Annotated in this window: 16 protein-coding genes and 2 pseudogenes; 8 read left to right on the plus strand and 10 right to left on the minus strand. The window is 73.9% G+C overall.

Annotation, left to right across the window (positions count from 1 at the left end; translation table 11 throughout):
- Nucleotides 1–63: 63 nt before the first annotated feature.
- Nucleotides 64–831 (minus strand): anti-sigma factor domain-containing protein, encoded by a 768-nt coding sequence (locus ACH4D3_RS23750; protein ID WP_398325134.1) that lies wholly within the window; start codon nucleotides 829–831, stop codon nucleotides 64–66.
- Nucleotides 828–1,370, minus strand: coding sequence for a sigma-70 family RNA polymerase sigma factor (locus tag ACH4D3_RS23755; RefSeq protein WP_398325346.1), 543 nt, complete (start codon nucleotides 1,368–1,370; stop codon nucleotides 828–830). Before ACH4D3_RS23755 ends, ACH4D3_RS23750 begins: the two co-directional genes overlap by 4 nt.
- 213 nt (nucleotides 1,371–1,583) lie before the next feature.
- On the opposite strand from ACH4D3_RS23755, the gene ACH4D3_RS23760 reads away from it, so the two are divergent.
- The gene (locus ACH4D3_RS23760) at nucleotides 1,584–3,230 is read left to right on the plus strand and encodes a serine/threonine-protein kinase (protein WP_398325137.1); all 1,647 of its coding nucleotides are present in this window, start codon (nucleotides 1,584–1,586) and stop codon (nucleotides 3,228–3,230) included.
- A 2-nt stretch (nucleotides 3,231–3,232) separates the two neighbouring features.
- Here the strand turns inward: ACH4D3_RS23760 and ACH4D3_RS23765 are convergent, their stop codons facing one another.
- Entirely contained in the window at nucleotides 3,233–4,039 is an 807-nt protein-coding gene (locus ACH4D3_RS23765; protein WP_398325140.1) for an SGNH family lipase, read from the minus strand.
- A 185-nt stretch (nucleotides 4,040–4,224) separates the two neighbouring features.
- Here ACH4D3_RS23765 and ACH4D3_RS23770 point away from each other — a divergent pair, with 185 nt between their 5' ends.
- Both ACH4D3_RS23770 and ACH4D3_RS23775 read left to right on the plus strand, forming a co-directional pair.
- Nucleotides 4,225–5,319, plus strand: a complete 1,095-nt coding sequence (locus tag ACH4D3_RS23770; RefSeq protein ID WP_398325143.1) for a DUF5925 domain-containing protein — start codon at nucleotides 4,225–4,227, stop codon at nucleotides 5,317–5,319.
- 34 nt (nucleotides 5,320–5,353) lie between these two features.
- The gene (locus ACH4D3_RS23775) at nucleotides 5,354–6,193 is read left to right on the plus strand and encodes a DUF72 domain-containing protein (protein ID WP_398325146.1); all 840 of its coding nucleotides are present in this window, start codon (nucleotides 5,354–5,356) and stop codon (nucleotides 6,191–6,193) included.
- Here ACH4D3_RS23775 and ACH4D3_RS23780 read toward each other — a convergent pair.
- Nucleotides 6,181–6,549: a GntR family transcriptional regulator gene (locus ACH4D3_RS23780; protein WP_398325149.1), complete on the minus strand. Its 369-nt coding sequence runs from the start codon at nucleotides 6,547–6,549 to the stop codon at nucleotides 6,181–6,183. The two genes, ACH4D3_RS23775 and ACH4D3_RS23780, sit on opposite strands and share 13 nt — an antisense overlap.
- A gap of 71 nt (nucleotides 6,550–6,620) precedes the next feature.
- Here ACH4D3_RS23780 and ACH4D3_RS23785 point away from each other — a divergent pair, with 71 nt between their 5' ends.
- Both ACH4D3_RS23785 and ACH4D3_RS23790 read left to right on the plus strand, forming a co-directional pair.
- Complete coding sequence (locus ACH4D3_RS23785; protein ID WP_398325152.1) at nucleotides 6,621–7,547, plus strand: GNAT family N-acetyltransferase; 927 nt, start codon at nucleotides 6,621–6,623, stop codon at nucleotides 7,545–7,547.
- Nucleotides 7,528–8,030: pseudogene (locus ACH4D3_RS23790) on the plus strand (DUF402 domain-containing protein). The gene ACH4D3_RS23785 and the pseudogene ACH4D3_RS23790 overlap by 20 nt, the downstream one beginning before the upstream one ends.
- A gap of 13 nt (nucleotides 8,031–8,043) precedes the next feature.
- On the opposite strand, the pseudogene ACH4D3_RS23795 reads toward ACH4D3_RS23790, so the two are convergent.
- Nucleotides 8,044–8,660: pseudogene (locus ACH4D3_RS23795) on the minus strand (class I SAM-dependent methyltransferase).
- A 151-nt stretch (nucleotides 8,661–8,811) separates the two neighbouring features.
- Between ACH4D3_RS23795 and ACH4D3_RS23800 the strand changes: the two are divergent.
- A complete protein-coding gene (locus ACH4D3_RS23800; protein WP_398325155.1) occupies nucleotides 8,812–8,946 on the plus strand; it encodes a hypothetical protein in 135 nt (44 codons plus the stop codon).
- 25 nt (nucleotides 8,947–8,971) lie between these two features.
- Here the strand turns inward: ACH4D3_RS23800 and ACH4D3_RS23805 are convergent, their stop codons facing one another.
- Nucleotides 8,972–9,442, minus strand: a complete 471-nt coding sequence (locus tag ACH4D3_RS23805) for a GNAT family N-acetyltransferase (protein ID WP_398325158.1) — start codon at nucleotides 9,440–9,442, stop codon at nucleotides 8,972–8,974.
- A gap of 178 nt (nucleotides 9,443–9,620) precedes the next feature.
- On the opposite strand from ACH4D3_RS23805, the gene cbcC reads away from it, so the two are divergent.
- Nucleotides 9,621–10,685, plus strand: coding sequence for a carbohydrate-binding protein CbpC (gene cbcC, locus ACH4D3_RS23810; RefSeq protein ID WP_398325161.1), 1,065 nt, complete (start codon nucleotides 9,621–9,623; stop codon nucleotides 10,683–10,685).
- An 89-nt stretch (nucleotides 10,686–10,774) separates the two neighbouring features.
- On the opposite strand, the gene ACH4D3_RS23815 is transcribed toward cbcC, so the two are convergent.
- Together ACH4D3_RS23815 and ACH4D3_RS23820 are read right to left on the minus strand one after the other, a co-directional pair.
- Nucleotides 10,775–11,647 carry an esterase/lipase family protein gene (locus tag ACH4D3_RS23815; protein ID WP_398325164.1) on the minus strand — a complete coding sequence of 291 codons (873 nt, stop codon included), beginning with the start codon at nucleotides 11,645–11,647 and terminating at the stop codon, nucleotides 10,775–10,777.
- Between the two features lie 148 nt (nucleotides 11,648–11,795).
- Nucleotides 11,796–12,242, minus strand: coding sequence for a MarR family winged helix-turn-helix transcriptional regulator (locus ACH4D3_RS23820; RefSeq protein ID WP_398325167.1), 447 nt, complete (start codon nucleotides 12,240–12,242; stop codon nucleotides 11,796–11,798).
- Between the two features lie 100 nt (nucleotides 12,243–12,342).
- On the opposite strand from ACH4D3_RS23820, the gene ACH4D3_RS23825 reads away from it, so the two are divergent.
- Nucleotides 12,343–12,717, plus strand: a complete 375-nt coding sequence (locus ACH4D3_RS23825) for a cupin domain-containing protein (RefSeq protein ID WP_398325170.1) — start codon at nucleotides 12,343–12,345, stop codon at nucleotides 12,715–12,717.
- Between the two features lie 12 nt (nucleotides 12,718–12,729).
- Here ACH4D3_RS23825 and ACH4D3_RS23830 read toward each other — a convergent pair whose 3' ends face one another.
- Both ACH4D3_RS23830 and ACH4D3_RS23835 read right to left on the minus strand, forming a co-directional pair.
- Nucleotides 12,730–13,698, minus strand: coding sequence for a DNA polymerase thumb domain-containing protein (locus ACH4D3_RS23830; RefSeq protein WP_398325173.1), 969 nt, complete (start codon nucleotides 13,696–13,698; stop codon nucleotides 12,730–12,732).
- Nucleotides 13,695–17,264, minus strand: a complete 3,570-nt coding sequence (locus ACH4D3_RS23835; protein ID WP_398325176.1) for a DNA polymerase III subunit alpha — start codon at nucleotides 17,262–17,264, stop codon at nucleotides 13,695–13,697. Before ACH4D3_RS23835 ends, ACH4D3_RS23830 begins: the two co-directional genes overlap by 4 nt.
- Nucleotides 17,265–17,298 lie beyond the last annotated feature (34 nt).

Consider the following 17,298-nt stretch of genomic DNA (forward strand, 5'->3'; position numbering starts at 1 on the left):
CCCCGGTACGGCATGCGTGTATCGCGGTCACAGGATTCACCTTCCCCGTAAGGGGGTTGACGACTACTCTCCGAATCCGACAGATTCCAGGGCGAGTTGGACGACCGGCTCACTCGTCGGCAGGTCCGAGCCCCCGCCGGGTTCCACCGTCACCGCGAGTGACGTCGCGGAGCGGCGCAGGCCGGAGGCGATCAGGGGCGTGTCGCCGTCGAAGAGCCCGAGGGAACGCGGCTCGGCGCCGGGGCGCATCAGCCAGAGTTGGCGTACGCGGTCGCCCGGCGGCTCGCGGTACCCGCTGAGGGTCACCACCGCGCGCCCCCTGGACTCGGAGGCGACCACCGCGAGACCGCGGCCGCGTGCGTCCGCGCCGCGCGCCGCCCGGGCGTCCGGCGCGGCGAGAACGTGGGCGATCTCACGTGCCCGGTCCCGTGCGGTGTCCAGCTCGTCCTGGGTCCGGTCGGCCCGCACCGCGAAGAGCGAGGCGACCACGAGCGCCGCGGCGGCCGTCACCGTGGCGAACGGCACGAGCAGCGGCCGCGGCCGGCCGCGCCCGGCCGAACGCCACCCGACCCGCCGCCGCGGGCCCGGTCCGCGCGCGGGAGCGGGCTCCTGCGCGATGGTGCGTACGGCGGCCAGGACCCGCTCGCGCAGGGCGGGCGGCGCGGGGGTGGCCGTGGAGCGGGCCAGCCGGACGGCGTCCTCGGACAGCGCCCGCACCTCGGCGGCACAGCGGGCGCAGCCCTCCAGGTGCCGTTCGAAGCGGACCCGTTCGGCGCCCTCCAGGGCGTCCAGGGCGTAGGGGGCGGCGAGCGAGTGGCCGAAGAGGCTCATGCGACGCCTCCCAGGCACGCGCGCAGGCGGCCCAGTCCGTCCCGCATCCGGGTCTTCACCGTGCCCAGCGGGAGGGAGAGCCGCTCGGCCACCTCCCGGTAGGTGTAGCCGTCGTAGTAGGCAAGGGTGACCGACTGGCGCTGCAGCGCGGTCAGTCGGTCCAGGCAGCGCCGCACCCACTCGCGTTCGAGCCCCGCCTCGACCTCCTCCGACACCTGGTCGAAGGCGGGGTGGTGGGAGCGGTGGGCCTCGCGCCGGTCGCGTTCGCCGGCGGCGCGGGCGCTGCGCACCCGGTCGACGGCGCGGCGGTGGGCGACGGTGAGGATCCACGACAGGGCGCTCCCCCGGCGGGGGTCGAAGCGCGCCGCGGACCGCCACAGTTCGAGCAGCACCTCCTGGGCCACCTCCTCGGACTGGGCCGGGTCGCGCACCACGCGCCGCACGAGTCCGAACACCGGCCCCGACACCAGCCCGTACAGCTCCTCGAAGGCCTGCTGGTCGCCGTCCGCCACCAGCACCAGCAGCTCGTCCGCCGCCACCCGGTCGCCCTCCACCCCGTCCCCCTCTCCGCGGACCGCGTCCGGTCCGCCGACGTCACCGCCGGGCGCGCGGTGGCACGCCCTCCGCAGGGGTTACGGACGCACGGCCCGAAAACGCCAGTCGCCGGAGGGTATTGGCGCCAAGGGGGTCGCGTCCGCACCGGGTTGGGCTACTTTGTGAAGGGTCCGCGCGTGACGTCATAGGGGGCGCCCGTGTCCGGAGAACCCGACGGCGAGCGTGTGATCGCCGGTCGCTACCGGCTCCTGTCGCCGCTCGGCGAGGGCGGCATGGGCACCGTGTGGCGCGCCCGCGACGAGGTGTTGCGCCGCGAGGTCGCCGTCAAGGAGGTGCGCGCGCCCGCCGGGCTGCCGCGGTCCGACGTCGGGCGGATGTACGCCCGGCTGGAGCGCGAGGCGTGGGCCGCCGCCCGGATCTCCCACCCCAACGTGGTCACGGTGTACGACGTGGCCACCGACGGAGCCCGGCCCTGGATCGTGATGGAGCTGGTCCGCGGGCTGTCCCTGGCCGACCTGCTGGACGCCGAGGGCACGTTGGAGCCCCGCCGGGCCGCGCTGATCGGCGCCGAGGTGCTGGCCGCGCTGCGGGCCGCGCACGGCGCCGGGGTGCTGCACCGGGACGTGAAGCCGGCCAACGTGCTGCTGGCGAACGACGGCCGGGTGGTGCTCACCGACTTCGGGATCGCCAGGGTGGAGGGCAGTGAGGCGCTGACCATGACCGGCGAGGTCGTCGGCTCGCCCGAGTTCCTCGCCCCGGAGCGGGCACTGGGCCGCACTCCCGGTCCCGCGTCCGACCTGTGGTCGCTGGGCGTGCTGCTGTACGCGGCGGTGGAGGGGGCCTCGCCGTTCCGTCAGGACACTCCCCTGAGCACCTTGCGGGCGATCGTCGACGAGGAGGTGCCGCCGCCGCACCGGGCGGGTGCGCTCGGGCCGGTGGTGGAGGGCCTGCTGCGCAAGGATCCGGCCGAGCGGCTCCCGGCGGACGAGGCCGAGCGCGAGTTGCGCCTCGTGGGCGCCGGCGGGGCGCCGTCCGGCCGGGGCCCGCGCACCGGCGTGCCGCCGTCCGGCGCGTTCGCCCCGACGGTCGTGGCCCACCCGGGACCGCCCACCGCACCGACGCCGCCGATGCCCGTACCGGCGGCCGGGGACACGTCGGCCGCGGATGCGCCCGGTACGCCGGGGGGCCGGGACCGGCGGGCGCGTGCCGTGCTGGTGGTGGGGCTGGCGGTGCTGGTCCTGGCGCTGGCCGGACTGACGTACTCGCTGCTGGACCGCTCGGACGGCGGTGGCGGGACGGAGGGTTCGGGCGGGAGCCCGGGGGCCACGTCCGCGGCGACGAGCGGCACCGCCGGGGAGCCGAGTCCCTCGGCTTCTTCCGGGAGCGGCGGCGGGGAGAGCAGTCCCGCGCCGCAGTCGGTGAAGGTGTCCGTGGTGGGCTCGCGCACCGACTACGCGGGGACCTGTCCGCCGCCGCGCGAGAGGGCACCCGCGTTCACGGCGACGTTCACGGTCGGGCGGCTGCCCGCGGAGGTCGGCTACCGGTGGGTGACCGCGGACGGGTCGGTCTCCGACCCGGGGTGGCGGACGCTGTCCTTCCCGTCGGGCGGCGAGCGCTCGCGTCAGGACGGCGTGGTGGTGACGACGCACGACGACACCGGCGCGTTCGAGAGTGCCGTGCGCGTGGAGGTGCGGAGTCCGGTGCGGGCCACGTCCAACGCGGTGGCGTTCTCGGTGACCTGCGGGACCGGGACCGGAACGGAGACGGAGACGGGGGCGGAGACCCCGACGGGCGGGGCCTCCCACTCCTCGTCTCCCTCCGCTTCTTCTTCTCCTTCGGCCTGAGGTCAGGCGGCGCCGTTGAGGACCGGCAGGTAGCCACTGGACTGGCCGGTCGCGGTGGGGTGGTAGGACTCGCCGATGTTCAGCCAGTTGACGCTGTGCAGCCAGGAGCTGCCGGAGCACAGCTCGTGGCCGGTGAAGGTGGTGCGTACGTCGCCGAAGGTGAAGCCGTGGGCGGCGACGCGCTGGGCGATGACGGTGTTGAGGTGGTCGGAGGCCTTGTTTATCGCCGTCCGCTTGGTCTCGGACAGGCCGATGCAGGTGGTGCCGAGCTGGTAGAAGCGCGGGTAGCCGATGACGACGACGTGGGCGTTCGGCGCCTTGTCGCTGATCGCCGAGTAGACGCCGTCGAGCTTGCCCGGCAGCGTCGAGTCGACGTACGCCTCCGCGGTGGCGATGCGCGACAGGCAGGAGCTGTCGGACTGGAGCACACACGTCGTCATGACGTCGGCGAACCCGGCGTCGTTGCCGCCGATGCTGATCGAGACGAGGCCGGTGCTGGAGCCGAGCGGGCCGAGCTGTCCGGCGAGAACTTCACCCGTACGGGCGCCGGAACAGGCGGTGAAGTCGAACGTGGAGGGCGAGTGGGCGGCCGCCCACAGGTACGGATGGGACTTCGTGCTGCGCTTGCAGTCGCCGCTGGAGCTGATGTAGCTGCCCGCTCCGACCCCGGAGGAGTAGGAGTCGCCGAGGGCCACATAGCCGTCGGCGGCGGCGGGTTGGGCCGCCTGGGCGGTCGCTGCCCCGGTGAGGGCGGCGCCGGCCGCGAGGAGTAATGAACTCAGGAAGCCGACAAGTCGGAAACGTCTCATGGAACCTCCCTTAGCAGGATTGCTGCCACAACCGTGGTAGCAGCTACGCGCGTTGACTGGAAGTGTTCATGCCAAGAAATGGCTGACACTCGTTCAAGTTCGTACGAAAGCCTGCGGGAACGCCCCTGCCGCGGGTGCCCGGGAAAGCGGGTGCACGCGGCGGCCGGGTGCCCGATCATGGCGGCATGTCCGTGAACCCGCATGAAGTCCTGCCGATCCGGCTCAACGTGGACGACAGCGACTCCCCGTCCGATGTCGTCGACGCGCTGTTCCTCGGCCGTTTCGCCACGGGTGAGCAGCCGTACGCGCACGCGGCGAACATCGACCGCGTACGGTCCGGCGCCACGCTGCTGCCGCCCGGCGCGCGCGTACTGCGGATCGCCCGCGACGACGACCGCAGCGCGACGCTGGCCGAGGGCGACGGCTGGACGCTGCTGATCTCGCGCTGGAACCGGGGCGCCGACGTCACGGTGACGGCCACCAGCGCCGACCTGGCCGAGAAGGTGCTCGGCGAGGCCACGGACGGAGCGGCGGACGAGCCCGAGCCGCAGCCGGAGAACGTGACGATGGGCTTCTGGTACGTCTCCCCGCGGCGCGGCCCGCACCGCACCACCCGCCAGATCGCCGCGGGCACCTGGGACGAGATCCGGCCCAACTACACGGCGCCGGTGGCGGAGGCGATGGACGGTCTGATGAAGACGACGCCGGAGGACATCGCGGGCCGGCTGCTGCTCCTGCACGGGCCGCCGGGCACCGGCAAGACCTCCGCGCTGCGCACCCTCGCCCGCTCCTGGCGGGACTGGTGCCAGGTGGACTGCGTCCTCGACCCGGAGCGGCTCTTCTCCGACGTCGGCTATCTGATGGACATCGCCATCGGCGAGGAGGACGCGACGGGCAAGGGCCGCTGGCGGCTGCTGCTCCTGGAGGACTGCGACGAACTGATCCGCGGCGAGGCCAAGCACACCGCGGGCCAGGCGCTCTCCCGGCTGCTCAACCTCACCGACGGACTCCTCGGCCAGGGCCGCAACGTCCTGGTCGGCGTCACCACCAACGAGGACCTGGAGCGCCTGCACCCCGCCGTCGTCCGCCCCGGCCGCTGCCTGGCCCGCATCGAGGTCGGCCCGCTGACCCGGCGGGAGGCGGTGGACTGGCTCGGCACGGAAGAAGGGGTCGGCCGCGAGGGCGCCACCCTGGCGGAGCTGTACGCGCTGCGCCGGGGCACCTCACCGACCGCGCTGCCGGAGCCGCGGGCGGGCACGGAGGCCGGGCTGTACCTGTAGCCCGGCCGCCGCAGGGCGGTGCTTTGATAGGGGTATGCCCCTGTTCGTCGGCACGTCGGGCTGGCAGTACCGGGACTGGCGGGAGAGCTTCTACCCGCCCGGTCTGCCGGTCCGGCGCTGGCTGGAGCACTACGCGGCCGCCTTCGCGACGGTCGAGATCAACAACGCCTTCTACCGCCTGCCCGCCCGGGAGACCTTCGCCGCATGGCGGGAGCGCGTCCCACCGGACTTCACGGTCGCGGTCAAGGCCAGCCGCTATCTGACGCACATCAAACGTCTGCGCGACCCGGCCGAGCCGGTCGACCGCCTGATGACCCACGCGGCCGGTCTGGGCGACCGCCTCGGCCCGGTCCTGCTGCAACTGCCTCCGACCCTGCGCGCCGACCCGGACCTCCTGGACACCTGCCTGGCCTGCTTCCCGCCGGACACCCGGGTCGCGGTGGAACCCCGGCACGCGTCCTGGTGGACGCCCGAGGTCCGCGAGGTCCTCGTGTCCCGGCGCGCGGCCCTGTGCTGGGCGGACGTCCGCGCCCGCCCGGTCACCCCGCTGTGGCGCACCGCCGACTGGGGCTACGTCCGCTTCCACGAGGGCCGGGCCGGGGCCTGGCCGCACTACGGCCGCCGCTCGCTGGCGACCTGGCTCGACCGCATCGCCACGACCTGGCCGAACACGAGCGACGTCTACACCTACTTCAACAACGACCCGAACGCGGCAGCGGTAACAGACGCGACCCTGTTCGCCAGACTGGCCCGCACTTCAAACCTGACGATCACCAGAACGCGCCCTGAAGGGGCGCGGGGAACTGCGCGACAAGCCACGGCGAACCCGCAGCCGGGCAGCGGCCCGAACCAAAACGGCGCTCACCCTCCGTAAGCCGCCCGCAGGGCATCCCGCACGGCGTCGATCGCGTCCCCCTCGGTGACCCCCAGCCGCCGAGCCCGCTCGGCATACCCCTGGGCCGCGACGGCCACCTCCCGCTGAGCCGCAGAGCCCACGGCAGCGACGAACGTTCCGTTGCGCCCCCGCGTCTCGATCACCCCGTCCGCCTCCAGCGCCCGGTACGCCTTGGCGACCGTGTTCGCGGCGAGCCCGAGGGATTCGGCCAGGCCGCGCACCGTGGGCAGCCGGTACCCGACCGGCAGCGCTCCCGAGCGCGCCTGTTCGGAGATCTGTGCCCGCACCTGCTCGTAGGGCGGCGCGCCGTCGTCGACATGGATCTTCAAGGTCACCCGGCGATTGTCCCGTATCCCCGCGAAAATGAGAGGCATCCGACCGCCCGGCCGCCGTAGCGTGCGCCACCATGACCGTTCTTGTACGCGACCTGCGTTCCGACGACCCGGCCGATGTCGCGGCCTTCGCCCAGGTCCGCCATCTCGCCGTGCCGTTCATGCTGTGGACGCCCGAGGCGGTCGTGCACCGGCTCGTCCACACCCATCCGGACGCCCGGAGCCGGTCCCTGGTCGCGGAGGAGGACGGGGAGGTGATCGGCACCGCCCAGCTCGGGCTGGTGCACGACAGCCCGGAGCCCGGTCAGGCCTACCTGAACGTCTACGTCCATCCGGAGCGGTTCCGGCGCGGGGCCGGTGGTCTGCTGGTGCGTACGGCCGAGGAGTTCCTGGCCGGCGAGGGCGCCAGGAAGCTGTACTCCTGGGTGCTGGACGGGCCCGCCAACCTGGCCTTCGCCGAGCGGCACGGCTACCAACGGCGGCGCGCCTCGCACTTCCTCCGACTGGACCTGGCGAACGCCGCGCTCCCGCCGCTGGGGACCCCTCCCCCGGGTGTCGAGCTGCGCACGGCCGCCGGCTACGCGGACGACCCCCGGCCCGTGTTCGAACTGGACGCGGAGACGGCCGCGGACGAACCGAGCGACGTCGACTACGAGTTCACGGACTACCAGGCCTGGCTCGCGGAGACCTGGCGACACCCGCTGCTCGACCTCGAACTGACCACGGTCGTGGTCGTCGACGGCCGCCCGGCCGCGTTCAGCCTCGCCCACACCGACGGCACCCGGTACGCGAGCGCGATGACCGGCACGGTCCGTGCCCGGCGCGGCCGGGGCCTGGCCAGGCTCGCCAAGACCGCCTCCCTGCACCGGGCCCGCGCGGCCGGGTACACGGAGGCACTCACCGGCAACGACACCGACAACGGCCCGATGCTCGCCATCAACAAGGGGCTCGGGTACGAGATCTGCGCGACGGAGGTGCGCCATGTCCGTGAACTCGGCTGAACCGCCCGTCGAGGTGGACGTGATCCTGGTCAAGGCGGGCCGAACCAAGATCCGGTACGCGGCCACGCTGCTGCACGACGACGGCACCCGCCTCGCCGTGCGTGCCCCCTGGGCCGGGGACGGCGTGCGCGACTTCGGCTTCGTGCGCTTCGAGGCCGGGGACGTCTTCACCGAGTACTACTGGCGCGACCGGTGGTACTCGGTGAAGGAGGTCCGGACCGCGGCCGGTGCACTGAAGGGCTGGTACTGCGACATCGCCCGCCCGACCAGTTCCGCACCGGCACGGAACTGGTCGTCGAGGACCTCGACCTGGACCTGTGGCGCTCGGCCGACGGCACGGACGTACGGCGCCTGGACGAGGACGAGTTCGCCGAGAGCGGACTGGCGGAGCGGGACCCGGAGGCCGCTGCCGCCGCGGTGGCCGCACTGGAGGAACTGGAGCGGCTGGCCCGCGGGGACGCCTTCACCGGCCTGCTGGAGTAACCCGCCGCGCGGCTCACCCGTACGTCGCCACCACCGCGTACCGCTCGTCCGCCACCTCCCTGCCCCACAGCGACGGGTCGTCCGACAGCCGCTCCACCCGGGCCTGCCCGCCGAGCGGGCCGAGCAGGGCGCTGACCCGGTCGGCCGGTATGCCGACCGGGGAGACGCTCCCCCACACGCCCTCGACCAGGACCAGCCGCCCGCCGGGGCGCAGCAACTGCCGCCAGTGCCGCAGCGCCCGGCCGGGGTCGGGCAGCGTCCACAGGACGTGCCGGACCAGCACGGCGTCGAAGCGCTGCTCCCCCACGGGCGGTGCCGCGGCGTCACCGGTGAGGAACACCGCGTCACGGCCGGCGAGTTTGGTCCTGGCCAGCTCCACCATGGCCGGGGAGAGGTCGACGCCGGTGACCCGGTGCCCCTGCTCGGCCGCGAGGAGTGAGAGGCTGCCGGTGCCGCAGCCCAGGTCGAGCACGTCGCCGGGGCGCGGGGGCAGCCAGGAGGCCAGCCTGGCCGCCCAGGCCCGGCGCACCTCCGCGTCGCGCAGGCCGTGTCCGGCTCGTCGTCGAAGGAGGCGGCCAGCGCGTCCCAGTCGGCACCCGGTGCGGTCGCTTCGTCACTGTTCCCACTCATGCGCCCAGGGTGACACCCGCCACTGACAACGGGGCCGGGGCGCGGGAACGTGACAACCGCCACTGACAGTTATGCATCGATGAGTGAGTCTCGGGGAAAGGGTCTACCTCCGTGAGAACGCGGAACCCGGTGGATCCGTAAGGAGGCAGCCATGCGCCGTCTGACCGTGCACAAGCCCCTGAAGAAGACCGACGCCCGCCGAGTCCGCGAGGAGATCGACGAGCGCCCCGCCGGGCGCCCGGAGGTCCGCAAGGACATCGCGCGCACCTGGTGGCCGGAGAGCTGACCGGCAGGTCCGGGCATGAGACGCCTCAGAGCAGCAGCCGCTTGCGGTAGTGGACGCGGTCGTAGGGCCCGTCCACGCGGCGTTCCACGACTTCGTACCCATACCTCGGGTAGATCTCCTGGTTCTCCCGCATCATCGCGTTCGTGTAGAGCCTGATCTCGGGCAGGCCCAGCGCCCGCGCGTGCGCGTCCACGAACCGCAGCAGCCGCCGGCCCACGCCCCTGCCGTGCGCGTCGGGGTGGACGGCGACGCTGTCGAGGAACAGGTGGTCGGCGTGCGCCTCGACGACGACGAGCCCCACGGGTCCCGCCCGGCCCGTGCCGGGCTCGTCCGTGACGAACACCTTCCCCGCCGCCACGTCCGCCGCGTGGTCCGCCTCCATGGGCTGCGGCACCACCCCGATGCGCTCGGCGTAGGGGAGGTACGCGGCGTCGGTCACGGCCTTCACCGCCGCCACGTCCGCGGCGGTCGCGGGGCGGATCCGTTCTCGTTCCATGGCGCGAACGGTAGCTACCTCAGCCCAGCCTGAGCACTCCCTTAACGCGACCATAAGGATCTCCGTCACCCGCCTCCAGCAGGCGATTTCTCGGTTTCCTGGGGCTAGCTTGCTGATCAACCCCACGGGTTCCGGCCCGAGTTGCCGCATCCCCAGTGACCGTTTCGAGGAGTTCCCCATGCCCGCACCGTCCGCGTCCCGCAGGGCCGCAGCCGTCGCCGTCGCCGGTCTCGCCCCGCTCGCCCTGACCACGTTGGCCGCCGCCCCCGCCTCGGCGCACGGTTCGATGGGCGACCCGGTCAGCCGGGTGTCGCAGTGCCACGCCGAGGGGCCCGAGAACCCGAAGTCGGCCGCGTGCAAGGCGGCGGTCGCGGCGGGCGGCACCCAGGCGCTGTACGACTGGAACGGCATCCGCATCGGCAACGCCGCGGGCAAGCACCAGGAGCTGATCCCGGACGGCAGGCTGTGCAGCGCCAACGACCCGGCGTTCAAGGGTCTGGACCTGGCCCGCGCCGACTGGCCCGCGACCGGTGTGAGCAGCGGCTCGTACACCTTCAAGTACCGCGTGACGGCCCCGCACAAGGGCACCTTCAAGGTGTACATCACCAAGCCCGGCTACGACCCGTCCAAGCCGCTGGGCTGGGGTGACCTGGACCTGTCCGCGCCGGTGGCGACCTCCACCGACCCGGTCGCCTCGGGCGGCTTCTACACCTTCTCCGGCACGCTGCCGGAGCGGTCCGGCAAGCACCTGCTGTACGCGGTGTGGCAGCGCTCGGACAGCCCGGAGGCGTTCTACTCCTGCTCGGACGTCACCTTCGGCGGCGACGGCGGCAGCAGCGGCAGCAGCGGCAGCGGTGCGGCCGCCGGCGACGACACCGCGTCCGGCGACGCGGAGGCGGGCGCCGCCCCGGCTCCGGAGGCCTCCGCGCCCTCCGAGGAGCAGCTCGCGGCCGCGGCGGAGAAGTCGACGATCGAGCACCACGGTCACGGCGACCAGGACGCGGCGACCACCACGGACCCGACGGACCCGGCCGCCGCCCCGGAGCGGGCGCCCGGTACCGCCGCCGAGCCCAACCAGGTCAAGGCCGCCGGCGGGGGCACGGAGAACCTCGCCGAGACCGGCGGGGACAGCACCACGCCCTACCTCGCCGTCGGCGGCGCAGCGGCCCTGGCCCTGGGCGCGGCCGTCCTGTTCGCGTCGGTCCGGCGGCGCGCGACGACCGGTGGCCGGCCCGGCCGCTGACGCGGGGGAAGCGCGGGGCCCGTCCGGCGGCTCAGGCCGGGCGGGCCCCGCGTGACGTGCGCCGGGGGCGCGGGGGTGGAAGGCGCCCGTCAGCCGAAGACGGAGGCGCAGGTGGTGGGCGTGGCGTGCGCCGGGTCCAGGGCGTTGGTCACCTCGTGGAAGGCGATCCGGTCGAACAGCCCGATCGCCAGGTGCTCGGAGAGGTCGAACGGGCACAGGTCCTGCAGCAGGACGTTGCGCACCCCGGGGCCGTCGAGGAACTGGCCGCGGTACGGCGTGACCACCTCGTCGTACTTCGTGGCGAGGACGGTGTAGCGGACGCCGGGCACGGTGTCGCCGCCCGCGTTGAGCTTGGTGAGGACGTCGGAGCCGACGATCTGGTCGGCGAGGGCCGGGGTGTGCTCGTCGAGCAGGTCCTCGGCGCCGGGGAAGTACGGCAGCAGCCGGGTGAGCCCGGACAGGGTGGTGCCGTGGTTGCTGGGCGCTATGCCGACCAGGGCGTTCACCTCGGCGGCCCCGCCGAGGAACCTGAGGTAGTAGCGGGGCATCATGCCGCCCTGCGAGTGGCCGACGAGGTCGGTCTCGGCGGCGCCGGTCGCGGCGAGCACCTTGTCGACGTGGGCGGCCAGCTGTTCCGCCGACTTCTCGACCGGGCCGAGTCCGTGGAAGAGCGGGACGCCGGGCAGTTGGCCGTAGTCGAGGGAGAAGACGCAGTAGCCGCGGTTCTTCAGGTAGGGCGCGAGGCCGAGCCAGTTGTCGACGGAGTTCCCGAAGGTGCCGTGGACCAGGACGACGGGGCGGGGGTGGGCGGCGGAGGGCTCGCAGGTGTAGTCGTTCCAGCCGGAGCTGGGGCGGGCGGCCGCGGTGGGGGCGGCGGTGGCGGTGACGGCGGGGACCAGCGCGACCGCGGCGGCCAGCAGCAGCGCGACCGGCGGTCTGAACACTCGGCTCCAGGGCAGCATCGGGTGATCTCCTTGCGGATCGGGGGAGTTGCGACGGCAGGGATGCCCTGTGATCCGGATCACGGGATGCTGTTCACTCGTCAAGTTACGGACGAGTAGTGCAAGTGTGAAGTTACGCGTCAGTAAAAACTTCCAGCGCTAATCCGCGTCACCAGACGGGCCGGATCGGCCCACCCGGCGCCACTCGCAGCAGACCGTCGGCCAGCGCACGCACCCCGTCCTCGCCGAGCACGTCGACCCAGGCGCCCACGACCTCGGCCGCCGCCTCCTCCGCGGCCCGGGTGCAGGCCCACCCCGCGTCGGTCAGCACGATCAGCCGGGCGCGCGCGTCGGCGGGATGCGGCCGGCGCTCGACGTACCCCTTGCGGACCAGCTCGTCGACGAGCTGGCTCGCGGCCTGCTTGGTCGTCCCGAGATGCACGGCGAGGTCGGTGACCGTCGCACCGTCCGGGGCGAGCCGGGTGAAGGCGAAACCGTGCGCGGGCCGCACGCCCTCGAAGCCGCGGGCGACGACACCCTCGTGGATGCGCTGCGTGAGTCCGCCGGCCGCGGCGAGCAGCGCGGCGGTCAGGGCCATGGCGTCGGAGTTCTGCACGGGGGCATTGAAACACCCTTGACACATTGGTCAAGCAGCTTGACCATAAGGGCAACGGAAATAGTCAAGCTACTTGACCACATGTTCAGAGGAGCCCGCCATGCCCGTCGTCCGCTCGTCCGAAGGCGTCACCCACGAGATCCACGGCGCCCGCTTCGTCTCGTACGCCGGTCCCCGTGTCGGCAGCAAGGAGCTGTGTGCCTGGCGGGGCGAGATCCCGGCGGGGACGAAGGCGCCCGCGCACACCGTCGACCGGGAGGAGGTCTTCCACCTGCTCACCGGCGAGCTGCTGATCACCCTCGACGGCCGCACCGAGCGCGTCACCGCGGGCGACACCGTGATCATCGGCTCCGGGGCGACCCTCGCCGTCGAGAACCCCACCGACCGGACCGCGACCTCCTGGGTCACCACCTCCGTCGGCCTGACGGCGGAGCTGGCCGACGGCACCCGCATCACTCCCCCGTGGGCCAACTGACCCGCGGGGGCCTCACGCCGCCAGCGACCCCGGCATCACCGCCCTCGGTCCGAACTTCGCCCGCGCGCGGTCCGCGACCTCCTCGATCCGGCGGACCTTCTCGTCCACGGGGTCGAAGGTGAGCTGGTGGGAGGCGTGTTCGGCGGACGTGAGGCTCTCCGCGCGCAGGGCGATCGAACGGACCCGGGCGCGCTGGAGGCCGAGCGCCTCGTACAGGTCGTACGCGGTCCGGGTCAGGGCCGCCGAGTGCGCGGTCGGCTCCTTCAGGGTGCGGCTGCGGACGGTGGCGGAGCGGTCGGCGTAGCGGACGGTGAGGGTGAGGGTGCGGCAGACCTTGTCCACGGCGCGCAGCCGGGCGCCCAGTTCCCCGGCGGCCGAGAGCAGGGCGCGGCGGTGGCGGTCGGGGTCGAGTTCGTCGCGGTCGAAGGGGCGGTCGGCGGCCAGGGACCGGGAGACGCCGTTGGGGACGACCCGGCCGCGGTCGACGCCCTGGGCCTTCTCGTGCAGCTCGCGGCCGGTCCTCGCACCGACCAGGCGCTGAAGGGTGGACAGCGGCGCGGCGGCGACCCGGCCGAGGGTGTCGAGGCCGTACTCGCACAGGGTGCGGGCGGTCGCGGTGCCGACGCCGGGCAGCGCGGCGACGGGCTTGCCGTCGAGGAACGCGCGCTCCTCGCCGCCGGGCACAGCGCGGGTCAGTCCCGGCCGGGCGTCGCGCAGGGCCATGCGGGCCAGCATCGGGCCGGGTCCGGCACCGATCACGCAGTCCACGCCGTGCAGCGCGAGGGCGCGGACCCGGATCACCGAGGCCAGTGCCACGGCGTCACGCCCGAAGTACCGTTCGGCGCCGCGCAGGTCGGCCAGCGCGCCGTCGGGCGGCAGCGCCTCGACGACCGGCGTGAACTCCTCCAGGAGCCCGAGCAGTTCGGGCAGGGCCGCCTCGCGCGTCGGCGGCAGCTGGAAACGTACGCAGAGGATCGTCATCCCGCACTCCCCGGACTCTGGTGCCACAACTTCCTTCCGACCGCGGGCCCTTCGCCCGCGGGACGCAGATCGGCCCAGGGGTGCATCTCGTACCCGGTGGACATGCGGATCTTCCGCTGCTCCATCGGGTCCTGGGCCGCGGACCCGGCCGGCGCGGGCCGCCCGTCCGAACCGGTGAGGCGGCGGTGCGCCGGGCCGCCCTCGGGGTCGTCGTCCCCGGTCCCGTCCGCCCCTCGGGTCCCGCCCGCTGCGGCCAGCCGGGCGGCGACGCCCTCCAGGCCCTCCTCCCGGCGCACCTCCAGCAGGTCGGCGAGGTTCCAGGCGGCGGAGCCGACCACGCTGAGGCTGCGCGGGCCGCGCCGCTGCACCACCCCGCGCACCAGCAGCAGCCAGGAGTGGAAGACGGTGTGCGCGCAGGCGTCGTGCGAGTCGTCGAAGAAGGCGAGGTCGACCAGGCCCGAGCCGTCGTCCAGGGTGGAGAAGATGACCCGGCGGCCGGAGCGGACCGGCGGGGTCTGGGTGGCCGCCTTGGCGCCCGCGACCAGCACCGTCTCCCCGTGCCGGGCCTCGCGCAGCCGCTTGGCCGACACCACGCCCAGCTCGCGCAGGAAGGTGCGGTGGTCGTCCATCAGGTTGCGCGAGGCGTCCATGGACAGCACGCCGAGTTCGGCGCTGAGCCGCTCCGCCGAGGTGAGGTCGGGCAGCCCGGCGGAGGCGGTCTTGCGGCCCCCGGCCAGGGGCAGTTGGTCGCCGCGTCCGCCCCGGGCGCCGCGGTGCAGTTCGGTCAGGTGCAGTTGCAGGTCCCGGCGGTTGGCGCCGAACGCGTCCAGCGCGCCGACCTGGGCGAGCCGTCCGGCCAGCGGCCTGCTGGGACGGGCCCGTTCCCAGAAGTCGAGCAGGGAGGCGTAGGGCTGCCCGGCGGCGATGCGTTCCGCCTCGGCCTCGCTGATGCCGTGCACGTCCGAGAGGGCGAGCCGGAGTCCCCACGTGGCGGGCTTCCGTGACCCGGATTCAGACACCAGTTCGATCCTGTGTGCGACCCCCGACTCGTTCACGTCCAACGGCAGGATCGGCACCCCGCGCCGCCGCGCGTCCGCCAGCAGCAGCCGCTTGGGATACATGCCGGGGTCGTGGGTGAGCAGGCCCGCGTAGAAGGCGGCCGGGTGATGGGCCTTCAGCCACGCCGACTGGTACGTCGGCACCGCGAAGGCGACGGCGTGCGCCTTGCAGAAGCCGTAGCTGCCGAAGGCCTCGACGATCTCCCAGGTGCGCTGAATCGTTTCCGCGTCGTATCCGTTCGCCGTCGCGTGCTGGGCGAACCACACCTTGATCCGCCCCTGCGACTCCGGGTCGGAGAGCCCGCGGCGCACCCGGTCCGCCTCGCCGCGCCCGCAGCCGGTCATGATGGCGACGATGTCGATGATCTGCTCGTGGAAGACGACGACCCCGTACGTCCCCGCCAGCGGCTCCGCCAGGTCCTCGTGCGGGTAGCGCACCGGCGCCCGTCCGTGCCGGGCCTCGATGAACGGCCGCACCATGTCGGCAGCGACCGGTCCCGGCCGGAAGAGCGAGATGTCGACCACGAGGTCGTGGAAGGTGGCCGGCTGGAGCCGCCCCACCAGGTCCCGCTGACCGGGTGACTCGATCTGGAAGCAGCCCAGCGTCTCGGCGGACCGGATCATCCGGTACGTCGCCGGGTCGCCCACCGGTACGGCGTCCAGGTCGACCTCGGTGCCGGTCGCCCGCTTCACCTCGGCGACCGCGTGCGCCATCGCCGACTGCATCCGCACCCCGAGCACGTCCAGCTTGAGCAGCCCGAGGTCCTCCACGTCGTCCTTGTCGAACTGCGCCATCGGGAAGCCCTCGCCGCTGGTCGGCATCACCGGCGTACGGGAGAGCAGGGAGGCGTCGGACAGCAGGACGCCGCAGGGGTGCATGGCGACACCGCGCGGGAGGGCGTCGAGGCCCTCGACCAGCTCCCAGAGCCTGCCGTACCGCCCTCCTCCGTCCCGCCGGGACTCCCCCGCCAGCTCCTTCAGCTCGGGCAGCTCCTCCAGCGCCGCGCGGGCGTCGCGGGCGCGGATGTGCGGGAAGGACTTGGCGACCCGGTCGATCTCGGCCGGGTCCATGGACAGGGCGGCGCCCACGTCGCGGATGGCGTGGCGCACCCGGTACGTCTCCGGCATGGCGACCGTGGCGACCCGCTCGGTGCCGAACCGGCCGATGATCGCGCGGTAGACCTCCAGGCGGCGCGCGGACTCCACGTCGATGTCGATGTCGGGCAGCACCACCCGCTCCTTGGACAGGAACCGCTCCATCAGCAGCCCGTGCTCGACCGGGTCGGCGTGCGCGATGTCCAGGAGGTGGTTGACGAGTGAGCCCGCGCCGGAGCCGCGTGCGGCGACCCGGATGCCCATGTGCCGTACGTCGTCCACGACCTGGGCGACGGTGAGGAAGTACGAGGCGAAGCCGTGGTGGGCGATGATGTCCAGCTCGTGGTGCATCCGCTCCCAGTACTCGCGGCGGTCCGGCCGCCGGTCGTAGCCGCGCCGCACCATGCCCGCCGCCGCCCGGGAGGCGAGCGCCCGCTGGGCGGTGCGGCGGCCGGCGCCCACGAGGTGCGGTTCGGGGAAGTGGACGGCGCCCATGCCGAGGTCGTCCTCGGGGTCGACCAGGCACTCGGCGGCCGTGGCCCGGGTCTGCTCCAGCAGGCGGTGGGCGGTGTCGCGGCGGAAACCCGCGGACTCGACGATCCGCTCGGCGGCGCCCCGCATGGCACCGGCGTCCTTGAGCCAGGCCTCGCCGGAGTCCAGCTCCTTGGTGGCGTCGATCGGGACGAGGCGGCGGGCGGCGTCCAGGACGTCGGCGACCTCGCCCTGGCCGGGGTCGGCGTAGCGGACGGCGTTGGACAGCACCGGCCGGACGCCCTGCTCGGCGGCGAAGCCGACGGTGCGGGCGGCCAGCCGCAGGGAGCCGGGGCCGGTGCCCGTGCGGCCGTGCCAGACGGCCTCCAGGCGCAGGGCGTCGCCGTAGACCTCACGCCAGGGGGCGAGGAGCCGCGCCGCGCGGTCGGGGCGGCCCGCGGCGAGGGCGCGGCCGACGTCGGAGCCGGGGCCGAGCAGGACGGTCAGGCCGTCGGCGTGGTTGTCGGGCCAGGACAGCAGCGGGGTGCCCTCGACCGTGTGGGCGGCGGAGACCAGGCGGCACAGGTCGGCCCAGCCGCGGGCGCCGTCCCGGGCGAGGAAGGTCACCCGGGGGGCCGACTCGTCGACGAAGGCGCCGCCGCGCACGGGAACGCGGCGCCGGTCCCGGCGTACCGAGGTGTCCGTGCGGCCGGCTTCGGGCTCGGGGGCGGCGACCGCCAGCTCCGCGCCGAACAGGGGGCGGACGCCCGCCTTCGCGCAGGCCTTGGCGAAGCGGACCGTCCCCGCGAGGGTGTCGCGGTCGGTGAGGGCGAGGGCGTCCATGCCCCGCTCGAAGGCGCGCTCGGCCAGCCGCTCCGGGTGGGAGGCGCCGTAGCGGGCGGAGAACCCGGAGACGGTGTGCAGATGCGTGAAACCCGGCATCACGCACCTCCCGACTCATGAACCGACGCACGCC

This window comes from Streptomyces sp. NPDC018026 (assembly GCF_044327745.1).
Classification (GTDB): Bacteria; Actinomycetota; Actinomycetes; order Streptomycetales; family Streptomycetaceae; genus Streptomyces; species Streptomyces rubrogriseus.

Bases quoted from the DNA above. Each gene is read 5' to 3' on its own strand.
- ACH4D3_RS23750 (WP_398325134.1), bottom strand. From the start codon at position 831: ATGAGCCTCTTCGGCCACTCGCTCGCCGCCCCCTACGCCCTGGACGCC.
- ACH4D3_RS23765 (WP_398325140.1), bottom strand. From the start codon at position 4,039: ATGAGACGTTTCCGACTTGTCGGCTTCCTGAGTTCATTACTCCTCGCG.
- ACH4D3_RS23770 (WP_398325143.1), top strand. From the start codon at position 4,225: ATGTCCGTGAACCCGCATGAAGTCCTGCCGATCCGGCTCAACGTGGAC.
- ACH4D3_RS23775 (WP_398325146.1), top strand. From the start codon at position 5,354: ATGCCCCTGTTCGTCGGCACGTCGGGCTGGCAGTACCGGGACTGGCGG.
- ACH4D3_RS23785 (WP_398325152.1), top strand. From the start codon at position 6,621: ATGACCGTTCTTGTACGCGACCTGCGTTCCGACGACCCGGCCGATGTC.
- ACH4D3_RS23800 (WP_398325155.1), top strand. From the start codon at position 8,812: ATGCGCCGTCTGACCGTGCACAAGCCCCTGAAGAAGACCGACGCCCGC.
- ACH4D3_RS23805 (WP_398325158.1), bottom strand. From the start codon at position 9,442: ATGGAACGAGAACGGATCCGCCCCGCGACCGCCGCGGACGTGGCGGCG.
- cbcC (WP_398325161.1), top strand. From the start codon at position 9,621: ATGCCCGCACCGTCCGCGTCCCGCAGGGCCGCAGCCGTCGCCGTCGCC.
- ACH4D3_RS23815 (WP_398325164.1), bottom strand. From the start codon at position 11,647: ATGCTGCCCTGGAGCCGAGTGTTCAGACCGCCGGTCGCGCTGCTGCTG.
- ACH4D3_RS23825 (WP_398325170.1), top strand. From the start codon at position 12,343: ATGCCCGTCGTCCGCTCGTCCGAAGGCGTCACCCACGAGATCCACGGC.
- ACH4D3_RS23830 (WP_398325173.1), bottom strand. From the start codon at position 13,698: ATGACGATCCTCTGCGTACGTTTCCAGCTGCCGCCGACGCGCGAGGCG.
- ACH4D3_RS23835 (WP_398325176.1), bottom strand. From the start codon at position 17,264: ATGCCGGGTTTCACGCATCTGCACACCGTCTCCGGGTTCTCCGCCCGC.